Origin of the sequence: Streptomyces diacarni (genome assembly GCF_003323715.1) — a bacterium.
GTDB classification, from domain to species: domain Bacteria; phylum Actinomycetota; class Actinomycetes; order Streptomycetales; family Streptomycetaceae; genus Streptomyces; species Streptomyces diacarni.
Window position 1 is genome coordinate 224,397 of record NZ_QOIN01000046.1, and the last position, 19,160, is coordinate 243,556.

The window sequence follows — 19,160 nt, forward strand, 5'->3', positions numbered from 1 at the left end:
TCATGGGTACCCACAACACTGACCTCTCCGCGGCCGAAACGGCGCACGACCCCTCCGAAGCAGCGGCCGACGTGCTGGTCACCGGTGCCAGCGGCTTCATCGGCGGCCACCTCACCCGACGCCTGGTCGCACGCGGCCACCGCGTGCGGGTCCTGGTGCGATCCGGCAGCGACCGGTCCGGCTTCGCCGACGTCGCCGAGGAGATCGAGACCGAGATCGGCGACCTGGAGGACCCAGACAGCCTCTGCCGCGCCGCCAAAGGGGTCACCACGGTCTACAACTGCGCGGGAGTCTCCGCCGACTGGGGGCCCTGGGAGGACTTCCACCGCATCAACGTCGAAGGCGCGAAGCGGGTCGTCGAGGCCGCCCACCAGGCGGGCACGGTATCCCGGGTTCTGCACGTGAGCACCACCGACGTGTACGGATATCCGAAGCAGCCGTGCGACGAGTCGGCCGGAGGCAAGGACATCGGTCTGCCGTACAACCGCAGCAAGCTCATGGGCGAACGGGCTGTGCGCAAGGCGGCGGGTGAGACCGGGATGCGGGTGACCATCGTGCGTCCGGTGTCCGTCTACGGGCCACGCAGCAAGGATTTCGTCATCGAGATCGGCAATCTGCTGCTGCAGAAGCAGATGCTCTACATCCGCGGCGGGAACGTCCCCGCCGGCCTGCTCTACGTCGACAACGCGGTCGACGCCATGATCGCCGCGGCCACCTCGGGCGAGACGGTCGGCAAGGTCTACAACCTCCGCGACCCGGAGCGGACGACGTGGCGCCAGTACGTGGAGGCGCTGGCAGACGGACTGGGCGTCAAGCCTCCGTGGCTCAACCTGCCGGCCCCCGTGGCCACGGGGGCCGCCCTCCTCTCCGAGAAGCTCTACGGCGCGCTGCGGATCACCTCCCGGCCTGTCCTGACCCGTCACACGGTCCACCTGTTCGACCGCGATCAGTCCTATGGCATCAAGCAGGCGCAGCGGGACTTCGGGTTCGAGAGCCCGGTCGGCTTCGCCGAGGGCATGCGCCGCACCCTGGCATGGCTCGACTCCGCCGAGGGACGCGAACATGTCGCCCGTTGAGACCCGTTCCCGGACGGCGGCCTGGTTCCCCGGCCCCGCCCCGGAAGACGGTCCCGCACCGGCACGGCTGGTGTGCATCCCGTACGCGGGCGGCACGGCCTCGCTCTTCCGGGAGTGGCAGCGGCGCCTGGGACCCGAGGTCGAGGTCGTCTCCGTCCAGTTGCCCGGGCGCGGCCTGCGCCTGCGTGAGCAGCCCTACACGGCGTCGGCCGCGCTGGTGCCGGACCTGGCCTCCGCGCTCGTGGAAGCCGGCCTCTGCCGGGACTACGCGCTGTTCGGCCACAGCATGGGTGCCCTCCTCGCCTACGAGGTGGCGTGCGAGTTGCGGGAGCGGGGTGAACAGGAACCGTTTCACCTCTACGTCTCCGGTAGCCGGGCGCCCCATCTGTACGGAACGCGTGAGGACCACCTGCTGTCCGACGAGGAACTGCGCGCCCTCGTGAGCGATCTGGGCGGTCTCGAGCGGGACCGAGCCGTCGACACGGCGTATTTCGAGCGCAGACTGCCCGTCCTGCGAGCGGACCTGCGGGTGTGCGAGACGTACCGATGGCGGCCCCGCCGCCCGCTGCGGTGTCCGATGACCGCCTTCTCCGCCTCCCGGGACGTCCTCGCCTCCGCCCCCCAGACGGAGGCATGGCGCGACTACACCTCGGGCTCCTTTCTACGCCGCCACTTTCAAGGCGACCACTTCTTCCTGAACGACGGGCCCACCCGGGAACGGCTGCTGCGGAGCCTGTCCGACGAGCTCGCCGGAGCCGGCGCCGACCTGCCCGCTCGGGCCGCCGGATCCCAGTCCGCCCATGCGCGAAGGGAAGCACCATGGACCTCCTGAACCTCGTCACAACCGCTCGCAACCGCGTCCAGGAGCCGGTCACCGGGCTCGTGCAGATACTGAAAATCCTGGGCAACCCGCGGTTGCCGGTGCTCCTCGCCCTGTCCAAGGGCCTCATCGAGCCCACCTACCGGCTGGCGTTCCTGGCCTCCGCATCCAACACCGGAGTGCTGCGCCTGCTCGCGTCACGGCCGTGTGATCTGGAGACGCTGGCCGAAAGGCTCGCCGTCGGCCCGGACGAGAAACACCGGCTGAGTGCCTGGCTCGACATGGGAGTCAAGCTCGGTGACCTCGCCACGGGCGAGGGCTGTTACCAGCTCTCGAGCCTCCCCGCGAAGTTCCTCGCCCAGCCGCAGAACGACGCTGTGGCCGCGGCGCTGGAGGAGGTGATCCGCTTCCACGTGCCGGCTCTGCTGCACGGGCCGCAGATGCTGCGTGAAGGCCGGCGCTTCTCGCTGGACGACCAGGACGGCGCGGTCATCGCCCGGTCGACCCGAGTGGTGGAGTCCTTCGTCGAGGCGGCCGTGGACCAGAACCTGGAGCGATCGCTTCCCGTGCGGCTGCTGGAGGTCGGTTGCGGCAGTGGGACATACGTCCGCCACGCCGCCCGGCTCAATCCCAGGCTCACGGCGCTCGCCATCGACATGCAAAAGAGCGTCGCCGATCAGGCGGCCGCCAACATGAGCGAATGGGGACTGGCGGACCAGGTCGAGACCCGGCAGGGGGATCTGCGCGAACTGGATGTGGAACCGCAGTTCGACCTGATCACGATGCACAACAACATCTACTACTTCCCGCCGGACGAGCGTGTCGAAACGCTGCGCCGGGCCCGTCGGCTGCTCGCACCGGGCGGCAAGCTCCTGCTGACCACGTCCTGCCAGGGCGGCAACGCCGGCTTGGAAGCGCTCAACCTCTGGTTCCACTTCTCCGACTTCGGGGGCCCACTCCCGCGGGAAGACGAACTCACGGCGCAGTTCGAGGAAGCCGGATTCACCGATGTCGCGGTGACCCAGGTCCTTCCTGGTGAGCAGTTCCGCGCCTGCACGGGCACCAACGCGCAGCTCGCACTGAACTGAGCAGTCAGGAGACCTCACGATGACAACACAGGCGAAGACCGACGCCCCGGTGTCCGGCCCGTACGCGGAACATGTCGTGGTACTCGGCGAGGGGCCCCAGCCCGATCCCGCCGTCCTCGGCGGGAAGGCCGCAAGGCTCGGCGAGATGCTGGCCGACGGCCTGCCGGTGCCTCCCGCCCTCTGCCTCTCCACGGGGCTGTACACCGCGTTCCTCCAAGAGAGCGGCCTGGTTGCTGAGCTGCACGCGCTCGATGGCCGCTCGGCGCGGGAACGCGTACTGGCCACCGAGATCCCCTCTCCGGTCGCCGAGGCGATCCTCGCCGGTTATGAGCGGTTGGGGCGTTGCCGGGTGGCCGTCCGTTCCTCGGCGCCGCGAGAGGACTCCGCGGAGCAGTCGTTCGCGGGACAGCACGACACGGTTCTGGACGTGGCCGACGACGCCGCACTGCTGGACGCGGTCCGCACCTGCTGGGCCTCGCTGTGGTCCGAACGGGCGACGGCCTACCGTGCGGTCGACGGCGGGCCCGGGGCCATCGCGGTGGTCGTACAGGAGATGGTCCACTCCGACGTCAGTGGTGTCGCTTTCACCGTGGACCCGGTCAGCGCCCGCCCGCACCGGATCGTCGTCGAGGCGTGCCAGGGGCTGGGGGAGGGGCTGGTGTCCGGCCGGGTCTCCAGCGATTTCTTCGTGGTGGACGACCGAACCCTGGAGGTGGTCGAGGAGCGCGTCCGCCACAAGGTGACCAAGTGCGCCCCGCTCGAGTCGGGGAAGATCGGGATGACCAGGGTCGAGGCGGCGGCCCGCAACGTCCCGTGCCTGAACGCCGAGCAGCTGGCCGAACTCTGCGAGCACGCCCTGTTCCTGCGCCGCAGGTACGCCGCCGAACAGGACATCGAGTGGGGCATGCGGGACGGGACGCTCTGGTTCTTCCAGACGCGGCCGATCACCACCGGCCCCGAGGCGGGCAGCGCGGCCGCGCACACGGGCCCTGTGACCCCCTATGTGACCCCGCAGAAGGAGAAGATCGAGCAGGACACCCTCTGGTCCCGGATGGACATCGGGGAGATCTTCGTCGGGCTGATGACCCCACTGGGGGAGAGCTTCGCACGCTACTACCAGCAGCACGTCCACCTGGACTGCACCTCGGCGCTCGGTGCGCGTGTCACCGGAGACCCGGACCTGCCCATGGGCTATGTGCAGGGACATGTGTACCTGAACATCTCCTACAGCGCTTATGTGATGGCCCAGTGCCTGCCCACCCGCGACCAGTGGCGATTCACCAGCAGGTTCGTGAGTGAAGAGGTGGATCTCACCGGTTACGAGAACCCCTTCGGCGCGTTCCCCGGGGGGATCGCGGACGCGCTGTCGATCGCCTTCTGGCTGCGGACCACCGCCAACGAGGCCACCGACATGAAGGCCCGGGCCGAGCGGATGTCCTCCTCGCGCGCCTACGAGTTCGACCGCGACCGGGCAGTGGACCTGACCCGGATGAGCCGCCGCGAACTCGATGCGGAGCTGCGGCGCCGCCTGGCGTACTTCCACGACATGCATGTGGGATACATGCCGTACTACATCCACGCCTTCGGCTTCTACGCGGTCCTGGCCGAGCTGTGCAAGCAGTGGCTCGGCAACGAGGGCGACAACCTGCAGAACCGCGTGAAGACCGATATGTCGAATCTGCGGACTGTGGAATCGGCGAAAGAGATCTGGAGGGTGGCCCAGGCGGCCAAGGACCGCCCGCGGGTGCTGCGGATCATCGACGAAACACCCCTGGAGAGCGTGGCGGCGAAACTGCGTGCCGACGAGGAGGGGGCGCTGTTCTGGAAGGAGTGGATGGACCCCTTCCTGCGTGACCACGGCACTCGGGGGCCGCAGGAAATGGAGATCACTCACGCCAGGTGGATCGACGATCCGTCGTATGTCTTCCAGATGATCAGGCGTTATGCCGCCGACGGCTACTCCAGCGAGGACATCCTCCGACGCAGCGGCAGCCACCAGGACACCACCTCGCACACCGCGCTGGAGCGGCTGTCGCTGCCCAAGCGGAAGGCCGTTCAGACGGCGATCGCGATGTACCGGACCTACAGCGAGCTGCGAGAGATCGCCCGGATGTCGATGATCACCTCGATCTGGCTGGTACGGAACGTGGTGTACGAGGTGGGCAGGCGGCTGCTGGAGGCGGGCGTGCTGCACTCCACGAGCGAGGTGGCCTATCTCGACTTCGAGGACATCCGGGGATACCTGGCCGGCACTCTTTCGGAGGCCGAGGCCTTCGACCGATCCGGCATCGAGCGGGCCCGCCGGCTGCACGAATACCACAAGCGGCTGCCGGAGCCCCCGCTCACCTTCGTGGGCAAGTGCGATCCCACCGCCGCCGTTCGGCCTGTCCCCGACGGGGAACGCCTCGAAGGACTCGGCTCCAGTCCCGGGCGGGTGGTGGGCCGGGCACGCGTCATCGAGGAACTCGTCTGGCAAGCCGACGAATTCCAGGCCGGGGAGATCCTGATCACCCGTTACACGGACGCGACGTGGACTCCGCTGTTCGCCATCGCGGGAGGCGTCGTCACCGATATCGGGTCGATGCTCTCGCACAGTTCGATCGTCTCGCGGGAATTCAACGTGCCTTCGGTCGTGAACACCAAACACGCGACCCAGGTCATCCGCACCGGTGACCTGATCGTGGTCGACGGGGACGCCGGCACGGTCGAGGTCGTCGAGAACCCCTGACCGGGAGGCGGGGGCTCCGCCGCGAGCGGGCCCGGTGCCGAGGTCAGGACCCCCACCGGTCCTCGGTGGGAAATCGTAGGAGAGAGGGACTGCATGATTCCCGATCTGTGGTATCCCGTGGCGATATCCGGGGATGTCACTGACAAAAAGCCGAAGGGTATCCGCCGGCTCGGCGAGGAGATCGTCCTCTGGCGCGACATCGACGGGAAAGTGGTGTGTCAGGGAGCCCGGTGCCCGCACAAGGGCGCCTGGCTCGGCGACGGCCGCATGAAGGGCAACGCGATCGAGTGCCCGTACCACGGCTTCCTGTTCAATCCCGAGGGCAAATGCACGCTGACCCCGGCGATGGGCAGGGACGCCCGCATACCGGGCTCGCTGAAGGTGCCGGTCTATCCGGTCCGCGAGAAGCACGGTCTCATCTGGGTGTGGTGGGGCGATGACCGTCCGGAGAGCGAGCTACCGGAGATCATCGCCCCCCGGGAGATCAAGGAGAACGACCGGGTCTACGACACGATCTCCTGGAACAAGCCGGTGCACTACACCCGGTACATCGAAAGCGTCCAGGAGTTCTACCACGTGACCTATGTGCACCGGGATCACTGGTTGAACTGGCTGGACTTCATGTTCCTTTACGGGACGAAGAAGAAGTTCGGGCTGGACGGCAAGGAGAACTACCTCAAGGCCACCATGATCCACAACCACCACGTGGAGACGGACGACGACGGAATGACCTTCCGTTACTCGTTCGACCACGGAGAGGAGGACAACCCCGAGCGGAGCATCCACTACGTCATCACCTTCTCTTTCCCGTGCATGGTGCACGTGGAGACCGAGGCCTTCGCGACGACGTCGTGGTTCTCGCCGATCGACGAGGAGAACACCGAACACATCTTCCGCGTCTACGAGTTCCCCCAGCTCAAGCCGATCCTGCGGCACGAGAAGCTGCGGCGGGCGATGTCCACGCTGCAGTGCTACCTGGAGAAGTTCGTCCAGGACCCGCAGGACTTCAAGATCATGGCCCAGCAGGAGCCCCGGATCAGCGGTGGCGGGGTGAACAAGTTCATTCCGGTGGACGAGATGAACGCCAAGTTCATCAAGACCCGCGCCAGGTTGCTCCGGGAGGCCAGGGAGCGCCGTGAGGGGACCCCTGCCGCCGTGGACACGTCCGACGGCATGGTCGGTGAGCTGGACATGGCGACCGACGAGGCCCGGATCGGGCAGCCGTCCACCGCGGCCGAGACCAAGGGCCGTACCTCTGCGCGCTCGAACGGCCGGACGCGGAACGGCGCATCCAGCGGCAGGAACGGCGGTTCCCCGCGAACCGGAGGCGCCCAGGGAAACGGCCACGTCGCCGGTAACGGAAACGGCAGCGACAGCGGGCCGGCAGCACCGGAGTCCGAGGAGGTGAGGAACTGGTCCGAGGACCGCGCGGCAGCGCGGTCCTGAGCAGGTAGTTCCGGACGGAGGCGGCGCGGTGCGGCCCTGTTCGACACGGGGCCGCATCCCTGCGGCGCGGCGGCAGTGCCGTCGTGTCGTGGGCCGTCGCCCAGCACGACAGTTCGCAGCGTCAGCAAACACCCGATGAGGAGAGCGCATGGCACCGGACGAGGAGCTGCCCACGCCGTCGAGCAGCCGGAGCGGCGGCCCCCGAAGCGACCGCAAGAGCAACGGGGAGTACGCCTGGGGCACCGGCGATCAGAGTTCCCTGATGGCGGACGTGCTCAAAGAACTCGTGGCCGGCGGCATGGAACTCTACGGCCGACTGACGTCGGACGAGGGCGCCGTGGACGACTTCGGCTTCGATCCCGCCCTGGTCGACGAGGCGCTCCTGCCGGCCCTGCGCCCGCTGTACGAGAAGTACTTCCGAGTCGAGGTCACGGGGCTGGAGCACATACCGGCCGACGGGGCCGCCCTGGTGGTGGCGAACCACAGCGGGACGCTCCCCCTGGACGCGCTCATGCTTCAGATGGCCATCCGCGAGCACCACGCCGCGCAGCGGAATCTGCGGCTGCTCGCGGCTGATCTGGCCTTTTCCTACCCCCTCCTGCGGGACGTCACACGAAAGCTCGGCCATGTCCGTGCCTGCCCGAAGAACGCACAACGGCTACTCGAGTCGGACGCGCTCGTGGGGGTCATGCCGGAGGGGTATCGGGGATTGGGCAAGCCCTTCGAGGAGCGCTACCGGCTTCAGCGCTTCGGACGCGGAGGCTTCGCCGCCGCCGCGTTGCGCGCTCGGGCTCCGATGATCCCGTGCTCGATCGTGGGGGCAGAGGAGATCTACCCGATGATCGGCGAGTCCCGCACTCTGGCCCGAATGCTGCGGCTTCCCTACTTTCCCATCACACCGACCTTCCCTCTGCTCGGCGTGCTGGGACTTGTTCCGATGCCGACGAAATGGACCATCCACTTGCACCCGCCTGTGTACACGGATACGTTTCCGGCGAATTCGGCGCAGGATGTGCGGCTCGTGGAGAAACTGGCGGGAGAGGTGAAGGACACGGTGCAGCACGCCCTCAACGAGACCGTCGGGCGTCGGAGTTCGCTCTTTTCCTGAGGGCGCTTCCGCTGGGAAGGCAGAGGTCTGTCACCTGCTTGACGAGGACGGTGGGTCGGTCCGCGGCGCCGCGGTGGGCCGGCCCGACCCTTCCCATGGTCAGGCCCGCTCTTGCCTCCGGGGCTTCGCCATGCGCAGAAGCACTTCTTCCAGCTTCATCTCCCGCACCACGGGGTCGATCAAGCGGTACAGCATCAGACTGTTCATCGTGGCACCGAGGACCGCCGACGTACTCGCCGCGTCCGGCAGGCGGTCGTCCCCCTCCAGCCCATGCATGGTGGCGGTGTGCCGTCGGCGCAGGATCTGCGTGAGTCCGGCGCGCAGTCTCGGCACCCGTGCCGCGGCCCGCAAGGCCTCGGTCATCAGCACTGCCGTGCACGCGCCGACGCCATCGGGTGCGAACTCCGTGTCCGGGACGGACGAGCGTGCGGCCGCGGCGTTATCCAGGAGCGTTTTCTCCCAAAACGTTTCGCTGCGGCTAGCCAGTCTGTCCAGCGTGGCCTCGACCAGCAGATCGGTGAGGGTGGAGAAGTGATAGTGCACCGATCCCGCTTTCACCCCCGCGCGCTCGGCCACCTTCCGGGTGCTCACCCGTCCCCAACCTTCTTCGACGATGAGTTGCACCGCGGCGTCCCGCAACAGCGTCCGGGTCTGTATGCCGCGGTCGACGGAAGCAGCAGCCATACGTCGAATTCTATCGAGGCGCCCCACCTCGCACTGACGTTTCGCTGACATTCCACTGACCGGGGGCTGAGGGAGTATTGGGCGGCAGGGGCCGGCTCTTGTTCGGCCACGCAGCGGTGCACAGAATCGGAGCATGCGAATATTTTCCGATCTGGACGAATTGGTGTCAGCAAAAGGGGAACATCTCGGTCACAGTGACTGGCTGGAACTCACTCCCCGCCGGGTGTGCAATTTCGCGGCGGCATCGAGTGGCGGCCCGGCCCGCCTTGCGGCGGTTGAGGAGGGCGCCGGCGCCTGGGGCGGTTCCGCTGCGGGTGGGGACATCGGCGGCCCCTTGCTGCTGGGTCTGCTGCCCGCGATGATGCGGGAGATCTTCATGGTCGAACGGTGCGGGACCGCGCTGAACTTCGGACTGGAACGGGCCCGCTTCGGCCCCCCGGTTCCGGTCGGCTCCCGGGTCCGGGGGGAAGGCGAACTCTCGGGGGCCTACGGAGTGCCCGGCGGCTGGTTGGTCTCGGTCCGGATGACGGTGGAGCTCGAGGGCGGGCGGCTGCCCCCGGCCTGCGAGGCGGACACCGTCTCCCTCTTTCTCGTCTGAGCGCACGACTGCCCCGTGGCGGAGAGGAACAGAGGAGTGCGGCCCGCCCGTTGGGGGCCGGGCGGGCCGCACGGTTCGGGTTACCCGACCGGTACCAGCCTCAGCACTGGTACGCGCTCGGCCACCGCGTAGAAGTCGGTCATCGAGCCGTCGACCGCATAGCCGTAGAGCCTGGGCAGCAGACGTTTCGCCGCCCGCCGGTTCCGCCAGTAGTAATCCGCCATGATCTCCGTGGCCTCTTCGGGGGGCAGCGGTTCCGCCCGCACCTGCCTCGTCCGACCACCGACCTGGACGGTGGCGTGCGGGCGGTGCAGCAGGTTGCGGTACCAGTCGGCTTTCGGCCCCCATCCGGAGGCGATCAGGTAGCTCTTGTCGCCCCCTTCGTGCCGGATCACTTCCACGACGGTGCGGCGCTGCTTGCCTGTCACCCGGCCGACATGATGGATCATGAGCATGCGACCTCCCAGCAGTCCGCCGAGGCCGATCCTGTAGAGGTGGACCGGCAGCTTGAGCACCATGAGGGTCAGGCCCGTGGGGCGGTTCACCTCTTTGACGATCTCCATCGGCTTCTCCTCTCAGCCACCGAGCGCGAGGCTGCGTCGGCGGAAGCCGGCCACGCCCACCGCGGCGAGTGCCGCGGCCAGCGCCGACATGACCAGCATTGGAGCAGTGGTGAGCGACTCGGCCGGAAGGTCGGGCAGGTGGGTGAAGGGCGAGACATCGATGAGCGCGTCCGGCAGGTCCAGCAGGGTCCCGAACTGGCCGATCACCAGGCAGACGGCGAACGCTGCCCAGGTCACGGTAGCCGCGCCCCGCGGCAGCAGGCCGAACACCGCCAACGCGAAGCCGGCCAGGACGGCGGTCGGGGCGAGCTGCGCGAGCGTCGTCTCGAGCAGGTCACCCAGGGCGCCTGTCAGATCGTCCGAGACGGCGCCGTACGCCAGCCCGGTACTCAGCCCGAGCGCGGCCAGGACCAGTGCCGTACCCAGCAGGGCGATGACCGTGTGCGCCAGCACCCAGTGCGTCCGGCTCACGGCCGTGGCGAGAACGGCCTCGGTCGGCCCGTTCTCCTCGTCGGAGCGCAGCCGGATCAGTGCCTGGACGGTGAAACCGGCCACCACCACCGAGAGCAGCCCCATCATCCCGGCGAAGTACGCGTCCACCAGGTCGCCCCCGCCCCCCAGGTCCCGGACGAACTGTGCGCTCTCCTCGCTGCTGAAGAGGTCTTCGACCTGGTCGCCGATGCCGCCGAAGACCGCACCGAACACGGCGATGCCCACGATCCAGCCGAGCAGCAGGCCGCGCTGCAGGCGCCAGACCAGCCCGAGTGGCTTGAGAAGTGAGGAACGGGCCCGCGCCGCACCGCGCCGTGCGGGAAGCATCCCGGTGCCGACATCCCGGTGGACGCTCAGCTGTACCGCGACCAGCACGCTGACGGCGAAGCAGGCCAGCAGCAGGGCCACAGGCCACAACCGGCTCTCTCCGTAGGGACGCAGTTGCTGACCCCAGCCGAGGGGGGAGATCCAACTCGGCCAGGCGGGGTTGACCGTCACCTTGTCCGAGGCCGTGTCCCCGAAGGCGTCACCTGCCGCTCGCAGCAAGAACATGGTGGCCAGGACGAGCCCGCCCAGTCCGGTCGCCGTGCGGGCACTCTCGGTCAACTGGGCGCCGATCGAGGTGAGTCCCGCGAAGGCCATGCCGACGGTGCCGAGCGCCACTCCGGCCAGCACGGACCCTCCTGCCGGCATACCCATGCCGAGCAGGGCGAGGGTGCTGAGCACGATGAGCGCGGCATTCGCCAGCCCCGCGAGCAGCAGGGCGGCGGTCAGCCCCGCGTGTCTCCCCACGGACGCGGATCCCACCAGCTCGGCCCGCCCGAGTTCTTCGTTCTGACGTGTGTGCCGCACCACGAGCAGGATGTTCATCAGGGCGACGAGCACACAGGTGAAGACCAGGCCCTCCGAGACGGTCAACGCTCCTGAGGAGCTGCCGGGGGCCGGCCCGGTGAAGGCGCGGGTGACCACGTTGTCCGCGCGGACCTGGGCGTTCTCCAGCCGTGCGGCGTCGGAGTCGTAGAGGTCGGAGATGCTGTTGCCGATGGAGGCGAAGAGCGCGGCGAGGCCCACCACCCACAGAGGCAGTCGGAGACGGTCACGCCGCAGCGCCAGCCGGGTCAGTACGCCGGTACCCGCGAGCGCGCTCATCGGGCACCGACCACCGTCTCGGCGGGTTCCGCGGCCGACTGGTCACCGTAGTGCCGCAAGAACAGTTCTTCGAGTGTCGGTGGGGCGCTCGTCAGCGAACGGACTCCGAGCGAGGCCAGATGGCGGTGGATCTCAGCGAGTCGGGCGGTGTCCGCCTCGAACTCGGCTTGGTGGCCCTCCACGACGAGCTTGTGCACCCCGGACAGCGACTGGAGGTCCGCAGGGGGCGTCTCGGTTTCGACCTTGAGCGAGGTGCGGGTGAGATGCCGCAGCTCGGAGAGGGTGCCCGACTCGACCGTCCGGCCCTCCCGGATGATGCTCACCCGGTCGCACAGCTTCTCGACCTCGGCCAGGATGTGGCTGGAGAGCAGAATGGTCTTGCCGGCTTGCCGCAGTTCCTGGACGCACTCCTGGAAGACGGCTTCCATCAGCGGGTCCAGTCCGGACGTCGGCTCATCCAGGATGTAGAGGTCCACATCGGAGGAGAACGCGGCCACCAGGGCGACCTTCTGCCGGTTTCCCTTGGAGTAGGTCCGCATCTTCTTGCTCGGGTCGAGGGAGAACTTCTCCAGGAGTTCCCGCCTGCGGGTGTCGCTCAGCCCGCCGCGCAGGGAGCCCAGCAGGTCGATCGCCTCTCCACCGGTCAGATTGGGCCACAGGTTCACGTCGCCGGGCACGTACGCCAGTCGCCGATGCAGTTCGACCGCGTCGTTCCACGGGTCGCCGCCGAGCAGAGTGGCCTGGCCGGAGTCCTTGCGCAGCAGCCCCAGCAAAACCCTGATGGTGGTGGACTTGCCGGCGCCGTTGGGCCCGAGGAAGCCGTGTACCTCTCCGGAGCGGGCCGTCAACCGGAGACTGTCGAGCGCCGTCGTGTCCCCGAAGGTCTTCACCAGGTCGCGGATACTGATCGCGATACCAGGATCACCACCGGGCGACGGGACGTTGGTCAGCATTGCAAAGCTCCTTGCCGTTCTGCCTACCTCTGGTAAGTGGAGCGTAGCGTACAACTGACCAGAGGTAAGTAAGGGAAGGGAAAAATGAACCAGCAGACGACCACGCGTGAGCGGATCCTGCGCGAGGCGGAACGATTGTTCGTCGAGCGCGGCTACCACGCGACGGCGCTGCAGGAGGTCGCCGACCGCGTGGGCATCACCAAGGCGGCGCTGTACTACCACTTCTCCTCGAAGGCGCAGATCCTCGGCGACCTGCTGGATCCGATGACGAGCGAACTGGAACAGGTGCTGACCGACGCGCTGGACCAGCAGGAGACCGGAGGGGTCGCGGCGGTGCGGGGCACCCTGGTGACGGGGTGGCTCGACGTGTTCCTGCGCTATCGGAACACTCTGGTCACGCTGCTGAGGGAACTGCCCGCCACCCCCTCGGACTCCTTCAGCCGTCTGCTGCGGACGATGGAGTACGGCATCGAGGTGGGGGCAGGTGAGGGCGCGGGAATCCCCGAGCGCATCGCCGTCGCGCAGGCTGTCTCGGCTGTCACGGACCCGGTCGCGCTCATGCCGCAACTCTCCAACGAGGTGCTTCGGGACCACCTGCTCGCCGGAGTGTGGCGGCTGCTCCCGGAATCCGCGCCCGGTGCCCGACGGGTGCGCGGCGGGCGTCCCAGGACGGTGACCGAGGAGGCTGCGGGCTTGGCTCGCGAGCTGTACGCGTCCGGGGAGCACACGGTCGACTCCATCGCCGCACGGTTGGGTGTGTCCCGTGCCACCGTGTACCGGCATCTCAAAAAGTGAACCCTCACTTATGAGACGGTTTTGATGCATGGGTGGCAGCCGGAGAATCAGTCCCCGCGCAGGCCAGGGTCCGCCGGCACCGAGCTCGCCACGGGCCGCGGGGCTGCCCCTGGCGCGAGCCTTCCATCTCAGCGACGGACCCGAAGCAGGATGCCCGGCCACCGCACCCGGTGTCTGAACCGCCGTGGCGACGCGCTACAGCTGCTGGTGCGGAGCGGAACCCGGCATCGCGAGGGGGGCCAACTCTGCCGAGCCTCGGCAATGAGTGGGGGCGGCGCGCCTGGCAGACTCCGGGGCATGGGGAGGAGTTTCACGCTGCACGGGGGAATTGCGGCCGGGGCGAGTGCCGTGTTGCTGCTGCTCGCCGTGCTCACGTGGTTGCCGGGGACGTTGCCGCCGTTGGGATCGAAGTGGCTGATGGTGGCGATCGTGGTGCTTCTCTTCCCCCTCTTCATAGCTGCCTTGGTGCGCGTCTTCGTGAGTGGGGCAGACCGGCACTCGATGTGGCTCGCCTTTCGGCGTCTGCCTGGCAGGGCGCGGGCAGTGCTGGGGGCGCTGGTCGTCTCGGGCGCCCTGCTGATGCTTTTCGACATGGCCGGTGCCGGGAGCTTGCAGGCGCCAGAGGTCAAGGACGGCCGGTACGTCGTTCTCGACACGTCTGTGGAGGACCGGCGCACGATCGAGGTCTCGCACAGCCAGTACGAGGCCGTCCTCGAGAGTGATCAGCGGTCCATGCTCGCGATATCGGGTCTGTTCTTCGCCGCGGCCGCGTGCGTCGTCTTCGCGGCAGGGGAGTTGCGCCGGGCGGAGGTCGGGCGCAGAGCTTCGTAGCCGTCCGGGCCTGGAGGCCGCGGGTCGCGGCTCGTCGCTTGTCGGAGGGACTGAGCCTTCGAACGGGGTGAAGCCAGGGCTTCGTGGGGCCACTCACCGAGATCGGCGATGCCGCCGCCGCCCGAGGACGTGGGGTCCGGCACGGTCGACCTATTGTTGGTCCCATGAGCCGTTGGAATGAGCTGACCGGGGAGACGTCCGGAAGCGACTACGCCGCACGGTTCGCGGCGCTGAGCCGTAGCGGGAAGGACGTGCACGGTGAGGCGCGGTTCTGTGCGGCTCTCGTGCCGGCCGGGGCGCGGGTGCTGGACGCCGGGTGCGGTACCGGGCGGGTGATGATCCGTCTGGCGGAGCTCGGGTACGACTGTGTCGGAGTGGACCGCGACGCGTCGATGCTGGCCGTGGCGAGGGAGCAGGCGCCGAGCCTGCCCTGGTTCTCACACGACTTGACGGAGTTCCAGCCGGACCGGCTCGGCATCGCGGCGGACTTCGACCTGGTGATCGCCGCAGGCAACATCTTCCCCTTGCTCGCCACCGGCACCGAGGCCACGGTGGTCGAGCGCCTGGCCACGGCGCTGCGGCCGGGTGGTCTGCTGGTCGCCGGCTTCGGCTTGGACGCGGCGCACCTGCCTGTGCCGCCCAGCATCACGCTGCCCGAGTACGACGACTACTGCGCCGCGGCCGGTCTCGCCCTCGTCGACCGCTTCGCCACCTGGGACGCCGACCCGTACGAGGGCGGCGGCTATGCCGTCAGCGTCCACCGCAGGTGAGGCCTGTGCGGCGCATGTGATCCAGCACGGCGGGCCGGCGGGACCTTTCCGGGGGCCGTCGCTTGCGGCCCCGTGGGGCCTCCGGGGCCGGTTTCCGCTCGGATGAGCCGGGGGCCGGCCGGCGGCGCCGCCCTCCGCACGCCGGCCGCACAGGCCCCGGCGTGCGCGTGCGTGCCGGGGAAATTCATGGTGTTCTGAGACGTATGTCCCATTCGCGGGTGCAGACGAGTGAAGGCGAGGCACGCGGCGTCGCCGACTCGCACCGGTGGTGGGCGCTTCTCGTCATCGGGCTCGCGCAGCTCATGGTCGTGCTCGACGCGACGATCGTGAACGTCGCGCTGCCCTCGGCGCAGCGCGCGCTGGGCATGTCCGACAACAACCGCCAGTGGGTCATCACCGCCTACACGCTGGCCTTCGGCGGGCTCCTGCTGCTCGGTGGACGCGTGGCGGACCTGGTGGGGCGCAAACGCACCTTCATCATCGGCCTGATCGGCTTCGCCGTCGCCTCCGGGGTCGGCGGCGCCGCGGGCAGCTCCGGGATGCTCTTCGCAGCCCGCGCTGCGCAGGGTGCTTTCGCCGCGCTGCTGGCACCGTCCGCGCTGTCCCTGCTCTCGACGACGTTCACCGACCCCAAGGAGCGGAGCAAGGCGTTCGGTGTGTACGGCGCCATCGCCGGTGCGGGCGCGGCCATCGGACTGCTGCTGGGCGGAGTGCTGACCGAATACCTGGACTGGCGCTGGTGCCTGTACGTCAACGTGCTGTTCGCGGGGCTCACGCTCCTGGGCGCCCTGACGCTCCTCCACGACCGGCCGGGGCATCAGGAGGCGCGCCTCGACCTTCCCGGAGCCGTCCTTGGCTGCGGAGGCCTGATCGCCCTCGTCTACGGCGTGAGCGAGGCCGAACCGCGCGGATGGGACGACGCGGTCGTACTCGGATTGCTGTGCGGCAGCGCACTGCTGCTGGCGCTGTTCGTGCTGTGGCAGCGCCGCGCCCGCACTCCGCTGCTGCCGCTCCACATCGTCAAGGACCGCAACCGCGCGGGCAGCTTCCTCACGATGGGACTCGCCACCCTCGGCATGTTCGGGGTGTTCCTCTTCCTGACCTACTACATGCAGGGCATCCTGGGGTACTCACCGCTGCGCACCGGGCTTGCCTACCTGCCGATCAGCGGAGCGATCATCCTCGGCTCCACGCAGGTCTCGGCGCGGCTGCTGCCCCACGTACCGCCGCGGCTGCTGATGGCGCCCGGCATGCTGCTGGCGGCGGCCGGCATGGCAGTGCTCACCCAGCTCGAGACCGACTCGTCGTACGTGAGTCACCTGCTGCCCGCGGAGCTGTTGTTCGGCTTCGGGCTCGGCTGCGCCTTCATGCCGGTCATCTCGACGGCGACCCAGGGCGTGGCCGCGCACGATTCGGGGGTCACCTCGGCCACCGTCAACACCGCGCAGCAGGTGGGCGGGTCGATCGGCACCGCACTGCTCAACACCGTGGCGACCAGCATCACCAACACCTACGTGCACGATCATCTGCGCGACCCGAAGATGCGGCGGGCGGTGGTCCGCGACGGGGTGGTGCACGGTTTCACCGCCGCGACGTGGGTGGCGATGGCCGTGATGTTGCTCGGTGCGGTGCTGGCAGCGGTCCTCGTCACCACGAAGCCGATCAAACCCGAGACGGCCGATGCCGGTGCTCCGGCGCCGGGGGCGGGAAGCGGCGGGTGACGAGCGACCGGGGGTATGACGGCCGGCGCGGCAGCCGTGCCGCGGCGGGCGCCCGCCCGCGCCATGTCAGCGCACCGTCGGGAGGCCACGCGCTGCTCAGCGCGGTGGGCCGAGGCAGGGAGCGTTCGGTTAGTCTGGCTGTGCCGGGCAGTCCTGGGCAGGACACCGAGCCTGGAGGTACCAGGCGCGACGGCACTCCGCGTCGGTATCGGTCACCGGTACCGCCCCGGCGCGGACGCGGGAGCGGGGCCGTGCGGCAGAGCGGACATGGAGGCCGGACTCGTGACCCTCGCGGGGCCGCTGAGGCGGGAATCGCGGAACCGGGCAGCGGTGGCGCGGGAAGCAGACCACGGCCCGGTGTCGAGGGCGAGGCACCGTGGATGAGATCGCGCTCACGGCCGCCGGTCTCTACGCCATCGTGCTGTTGCGGGCCGGCGGGACGTTCGCCGTCGGATGGCTCGCCGCTGCCGGCAGCAGGCGCAGCAGGTTCGCCGAGCGTATGTCCTCCGCCAGGTTTCGGCGCGTCGAACGGGCGGTCCAGCGGTGGGGTGCGCCGGTGGTGGCCGTCTCCTTCCTGACCGTGGGGTTCCAGACCGCTGCCAACTTCTTCGCGGGAAGCATGCGCATGCCCTTGCCGCGCTACCTGCCCGCGCTGTTCGTCGGCGGAGCGGGATGGGCGCTGCTGTACGCGACCGTGGGGCTCGGCGCGCTCGAAGTGCTGACACGGTTGTCCGCCCAGCGGACGGCGTTCGGTGTGGCCGCGGTCGCCGTTCTTCTTCTCACGGTCTGCGGCGCGGTGGTGTTCCGCCGCAGACGGGCCGCTGCGGCGCCCCGCGACACCCCGGCAACGAAATCGTGAAGCGAGCGTCCGCCGCCGCGCCGTGCTCCGGGCCGCCCCCAGCCCCCGCCCGCGCATCCGTCCCTCCGCCGGTCCTCCGGCCCTTGCGGACCGGGGAGTGCGGGCGGCCGACGCCAGGCCGACCGCGAGTCGCACGCTGATCCCCCGGCCCTCACCGGTGGGCGGGGGCCGGGGGAGCGCTGCCGCGCCGGGTGGGCGGGGAGCCGCTGCGGGACGGGGCAGGGAGCTGCCCGTCAGTGTGTCGCGGTCACGCCCGCGAGCTCGTTCGGCTTCTCGGGGAACGTGCCGGTCGCCTTCTTCTTCCCGGACTCGAGGTCCACCGCGTGGATCTTCTTGTTCTCGGGGTCCGTGACGAACGCCGTACCGCCGCGTACGAAGATCTCGGGGCGCGCCTGCTGCCAGTCCATGGGCTCGCTCCACTTTCCCAGAACCGGGATGGACCTGGTCACCTTGCCGGCCTCGGGGGCGATGACATGGATCTTCCCGTCCGTGCCCAGTACCAGAGCCTCGCCCTGCGGGCCGCGCGCCAGCGACTTGAAGGTGTAGCTGGTTCCCAGGTCCACGAGCTTCATCTTGCCCGTCGCGGTGTTGATCAGCGAGACCTTCTCGGGGCGTTCGAGCTCGGCTTCGGGGTCCTGCTTGTAGTCGCCGAGGACGACGGCGGAGTCCTCGTGCCCCTTCTGGTTGCCGATCCGTCCGTACTCGGTGGGGCTGTCGACCTTGGTGATCTCGTGGTCCTTGTAGACGAGAACGCCGTCCTCGCAGCCGACGACCACCGCCTCGTCCTTCGCGGTCGCCTCGCCGTGCACCTCGGGGCACTTCTCGTTCCGCGTGATCTCCTTACCGTTCTTGTCGGCGACGACGATGCCTTTGCGCTCCTTCGCGGTGCCGAGGGTGGAGACGAACTCGCCGTTCTTCAGCTTGATCGCGACCCCGTGGTGGGGGTGGGGCGAGGTGTGGGTCTCGGTCTCGGGTTTCGTCTCGCCGAGGTCGGCCGGATCGAGCACGGTCGCTTTCCCTGTGCCGTCGGTGAACAGGACCGTGTGTCCGGCGTGCAGGACGACGTGACCGGGCTCCGCACCCTTGAACAGTGTGGCGGTCATCTTCTGGCGGCTCGCGTCGAGAACCCGGAACCCCCGGGAGGTCGACACCATGATGTGCTTGTCGTCCCCGGCCGGGTTCACCCGGTTGTAGCCGGGAAGCGGAACGTCCCCGGCTATCTTCAGGGTCTTGCCGTCCAGTACGTAGATCCCGCCGTCGTGAGTGGCGACGAGCGGCTGCCTGACGGTTGCGGCAGCGGGCTTCTCGGATGTTTTCGCAGAAGCCTCGTCCGTATCCTCTGAGCCGCACGCCGTGACGACGGCTGAGAGGGCGAGGAGAGCGGAAACGGCAGCGGCTCTCTTCGTGCGGGACGTGGTGGGCATGGGTGATTTCCCTTCTTCGTGTCCGGTGTCCGGTGTCGGGTCTCGTGGTGTCCCG

General features: G+C 68.9%; 17 protein-coding genes. 12 read left to right on the top strand and 5 right to left on the bottom strand.

The window, feature by feature from the left end:
- Nucleotides 1–2: 2 nt before the first annotated feature.
- From DTL70_RS17850 to DTL70_RS17875, 6 genes are all read left to right on the top strand, one after another.
- Nucleotides 3–1,076 carry an NAD-dependent epimerase/dehydratase family protein gene (locus DTL70_RS17850; protein WP_181860970.1) on the top strand — a complete coding sequence of 358 codons (1,074 nt, stop codon included), beginning with the start codon at nt 3–5 and terminating at the stop codon, nt 1,074–1,076.
- Entirely contained in the window at nt 1,063–1,908 is an 846-nt protein-coding gene (locus tag DTL70_RS17855; RefSeq protein WP_114022946.1) for a thioesterase II family protein, read from the top strand. Before DTL70_RS17850 ends, DTL70_RS17855 begins: the two co-directional genes overlap by 14 nt.
- Nucleotides 1,896–2,984, top strand: coding sequence for an SAM-dependent methyltransferase (locus tag DTL70_RS17860; RefSeq protein ID WP_114022947.1), 1,089 nt, complete (start codon nt 1,896–1,898; stop codon nt 2,982–2,984). The genes DTL70_RS17855 and DTL70_RS17860 overlap by 13 nt, the downstream gene beginning before the upstream one ends.
- A 19-nt stretch (nt 2,985–3,003) precedes the next feature.
- Nucleotides 3,004–5,712, top strand: a complete 2,709-nt coding sequence (gene redH / locus DTL70_RS17865; RefSeq protein ID WP_114022948.1) for an undecylprodigiosin ligase RedH — start codon at nt 3,004–3,006, stop codon at nt 5,710–5,712.
- 93 nt (nt 5,713–5,805) lie between these two features.
- The gene (locus DTL70_RS17870) at nt 5,806–7,158 is read left to right on the top strand and encodes an aromatic ring-hydroxylating oxygenase subunit alpha (RefSeq protein WP_181860971.1); all 1,353 of its coding nucleotides are present in this window, start codon (nt 5,806–5,808) and stop codon (nt 7,156–7,158) included.
- A gap of 148 nt (nt 7,159–7,306) precedes the next feature.
- Nucleotides 7,307–8,266: a lysophospholipid acyltransferase family protein gene (locus DTL70_RS17875; RefSeq protein ID WP_181860972.1), complete on the top strand. Its 960-nt coding sequence runs from the start codon at nt 7,307–7,309 to the stop codon at nt 8,264–8,266.
- Nucleotides 8,267–8,365: 99 nt separating this feature from the next.
- Here the strand turns inward: DTL70_RS17875 and DTL70_RS17880 are convergent, their stop codons facing one another.
- The gene (locus tag DTL70_RS17880; RefSeq protein WP_181860973.1) at nt 8,366–8,950 is read right to left on the bottom strand and encodes a TetR/AcrR family transcriptional regulator; all 585 of its coding nucleotides are present in this window, start codon (nt 8,948–8,950) and stop codon (nt 8,366–8,368) included.
- A 133-nt stretch (nt 8,951–9,083) separates the two neighbouring features.
- On the opposite strand from DTL70_RS17880, the gene DTL70_RS17885 reads away from it, so the two are divergent.
- Complete coding sequence (locus DTL70_RS17885; protein WP_114022950.1) at nt 9,084–9,548, top strand: hotdog family protein; 465 nt, start codon at nt 9,084–9,086, stop codon at nt 9,546–9,548.
- An 80-nt stretch (nt 9,549–9,628) separates the two neighbouring features.
- Here DTL70_RS17885 and DTL70_RS17890 read toward each other — a convergent pair whose 3' ends face one another.
- The 3 genes from DTL70_RS17890 to DTL70_RS17900 are packed head-to-tail and all read right to left on the bottom strand — an operon-like array spanning nt 9,629 to nt 12,705.
- On the bottom strand, nt 9,629–10,111 hold the full coding sequence (locus DTL70_RS17890) for a nitroreductase family deazaflavin-dependent oxidoreductase (protein WP_114022951.1): 483 nt from the start codon (nt 10,109–10,111) through the stop codon (nt 9,629–9,631).
- Between the two features lie 12 nt (nt 10,112–10,123).
- Nucleotides 10,124–11,752, bottom strand: a complete 1,629-nt coding sequence (locus DTL70_RS17895; RefSeq protein WP_114022952.1) for an ABC transporter permease — start codon at nt 11,750–11,752, stop codon at nt 10,124–10,126.
- A complete protein-coding gene (locus tag DTL70_RS17900; RefSeq protein WP_114022953.1) occupies nt 11,749–12,705 on the bottom strand; it encodes an ABC transporter ATP-binding protein in 957 nt (318 codons plus the stop codon). The genes DTL70_RS17895 and DTL70_RS17900 overlap by 4 nt, the downstream gene beginning before the upstream one ends.
- A gap of 84 nt (nt 12,706–12,789) precedes the next feature.
- On the opposite strand from DTL70_RS17900, the gene DTL70_RS17905 reads away from it, so the two are divergent.
- The 5 genes from DTL70_RS17905 to DTL70_RS17925 all read left to right on the top strand — a co-directional run bounded on the left by DTL70_RS17905 (nt 12,790) and on the right by DTL70_RS17925 (nt 17,681).
- Nucleotides 12,790–13,500, top strand: coding sequence for a TetR family transcriptional regulator (locus DTL70_RS17905; RefSeq protein WP_114022954.1), 711 nt, complete (start codon nt 12,790–12,792; stop codon nt 13,498–13,500).
- A 297-nt stretch (nt 13,501–13,797) separates the two neighbouring features.
- Nucleotides 13,798–14,331, top strand: coding sequence for a hypothetical protein (locus tag DTL70_RS17910; protein WP_114022955.1), 534 nt, complete (start codon nt 13,798–13,800; stop codon nt 14,329–14,331).
- 164 nt (nt 14,332–14,495) lie between these two features.
- Nucleotides 14,496–15,101: a class I SAM-dependent methyltransferase gene (locus tag DTL70_RS17915; protein ID WP_114022956.1), complete on the top strand. Its 606-nt coding sequence runs from the start codon at nt 14,496–14,498 to the stop codon at nt 15,099–15,101.
- A gap of 203 nt (nt 15,102–15,304) precedes the next feature.
- Nucleotides 15,305–16,822 (top strand): MFS transporter, encoded by a 1,518-nt coding sequence (locus tag DTL70_RS17920; RefSeq protein WP_114022957.1) that lies wholly within the window; start codon nt 15,305–15,307, stop codon nt 16,820–16,822.
- A gap of 376 nt (nt 16,823–17,198) precedes the next feature.
- Nucleotides 17,199–17,681 carry a DedA family protein gene (locus tag DTL70_RS17925; RefSeq protein WP_114022958.1) on the top strand — a complete coding sequence of 161 codons (483 nt, stop codon included), beginning with the start codon at nt 17,199–17,201 and terminating at the stop codon, nt 17,679–17,681.
- A 233-nt stretch (nt 17,682–17,914) separates the two neighbouring features.
- Here DTL70_RS17925 and aztD read toward each other — a convergent pair whose 3' ends face one another.
- The gene (aztD, locus tag DTL70_RS17930) at nt 17,915–19,105 is read right to left on the bottom strand and encodes a zinc metallochaperone AztD (protein ID WP_114022959.1); all 1,191 of its coding nucleotides are present in this window, start codon (nt 19,103–19,105) and stop codon (nt 17,915–17,917) included.
- Nucleotides 19,106–19,160: the final 55 nt, after the last annotated feature.

What these genes read in the sequence shown, in the direction of transcription:
- DTL70_RS17850 (WP_181860970.1), top strand. Translation starts at nt 3, where the DNA reads ATGGGTACCCACAACACTGACCTCTCCGCGGCCGAAACGGCGCACGAC.
- DTL70_RS17855 (WP_114022946.1), top strand. Translation starts at nt 1,063, where the DNA reads ATGTCGCCCGTTGAGACCCGTTCCCGGACGGCGGCCTGGTTCCCCGGC.
- DTL70_RS17860 (WP_114022947.1), top strand. Translation starts at nt 1,896, where the DNA reads ATGGACCTCCTGAACCTCGTCACAACCGCTCGCAACCGCGTCCAGGAG.
- redH (WP_114022948.1), top strand. Translation starts at nt 3,004, where the DNA reads ATGACAACACAGGCGAAGACCGACGCCCCGGTGTCCGGCCCGTACGCG.
- DTL70_RS17870 (WP_181860971.1), top strand. Translation starts at nt 5,806, where the DNA reads ATGATTCCCGATCTGTGGTATCCCGTGGCGATATCCGGGGATGTCACT.
- DTL70_RS17875 (WP_181860972.1), top strand. Translation starts at nt 7,307, where the DNA reads ATGGCACCGGACGAGGAGCTGCCCACGCCGTCGAGCAGCCGGAGCGGC.
- DTL70_RS17880 (WP_181860973.1), bottom strand. Translation starts at nt 8,950, where the DNA reads ATGGCTGCTGCTTCCGTCGACCGCGGCATACAGACCCGGACGCTGTTG.
- DTL70_RS17885 (WP_114022950.1), top strand. Translation starts at nt 9,084, where the DNA reads ATGCGAATATTTTCCGATCTGGACGAATTGGTGTCAGCAAAAGGGGAA.
- DTL70_RS17890 (WP_114022951.1), bottom strand. Translation starts at nt 10,111, where the DNA reads ATGGAGATCGTCAAAGAGGTGAACCGCCCCACGGGCCTGACCCTCATG.
- DTL70_RS17895 (WP_114022952.1), bottom strand. Translation starts at nt 11,752, where the DNA reads ATGAGCGCGCTCGCGGGTACCGGCGTACTGACCCGGCTGGCGCTGCGG.
- DTL70_RS17900 (WP_114022953.1), bottom strand. Translation starts at nt 12,705, where the DNA reads ATGCTGACCAACGTCCCGTCGCCCGGTGGTGATCCTGGTATCGCGATC.
- DTL70_RS17905 (WP_114022954.1), top strand. Translation starts at nt 12,790, where the DNA reads ATGAACCAGCAGACGACCACGCGTGAGCGGATCCTGCGCGAGGCGGAA.
- DTL70_RS17910 (WP_114022955.1), top strand. Translation starts at nt 13,798, where the DNA reads ATGGGGAGGAGTTTCACGCTGCACGGGGGAATTGCGGCCGGGGCGAGT.
- DTL70_RS17915 (WP_114022956.1), top strand. Translation starts at nt 14,496, where the DNA reads ATGAGCCGTTGGAATGAGCTGACCGGGGAGACGTCCGGAAGCGACTAC.
- DTL70_RS17920 (WP_114022957.1), top strand. Translation starts at nt 15,305, where the DNA reads ATGTCCCATTCGCGGGTGCAGACGAGTGAAGGCGAGGCACGCGGCGTC.
- aztD (WP_114022959.1), bottom strand. Translation starts at nt 19,105, where the DNA reads ATGCCCACCACGTCCCGCACGAAGAGAGCCGCTGCCGTTTCCGCTCTC.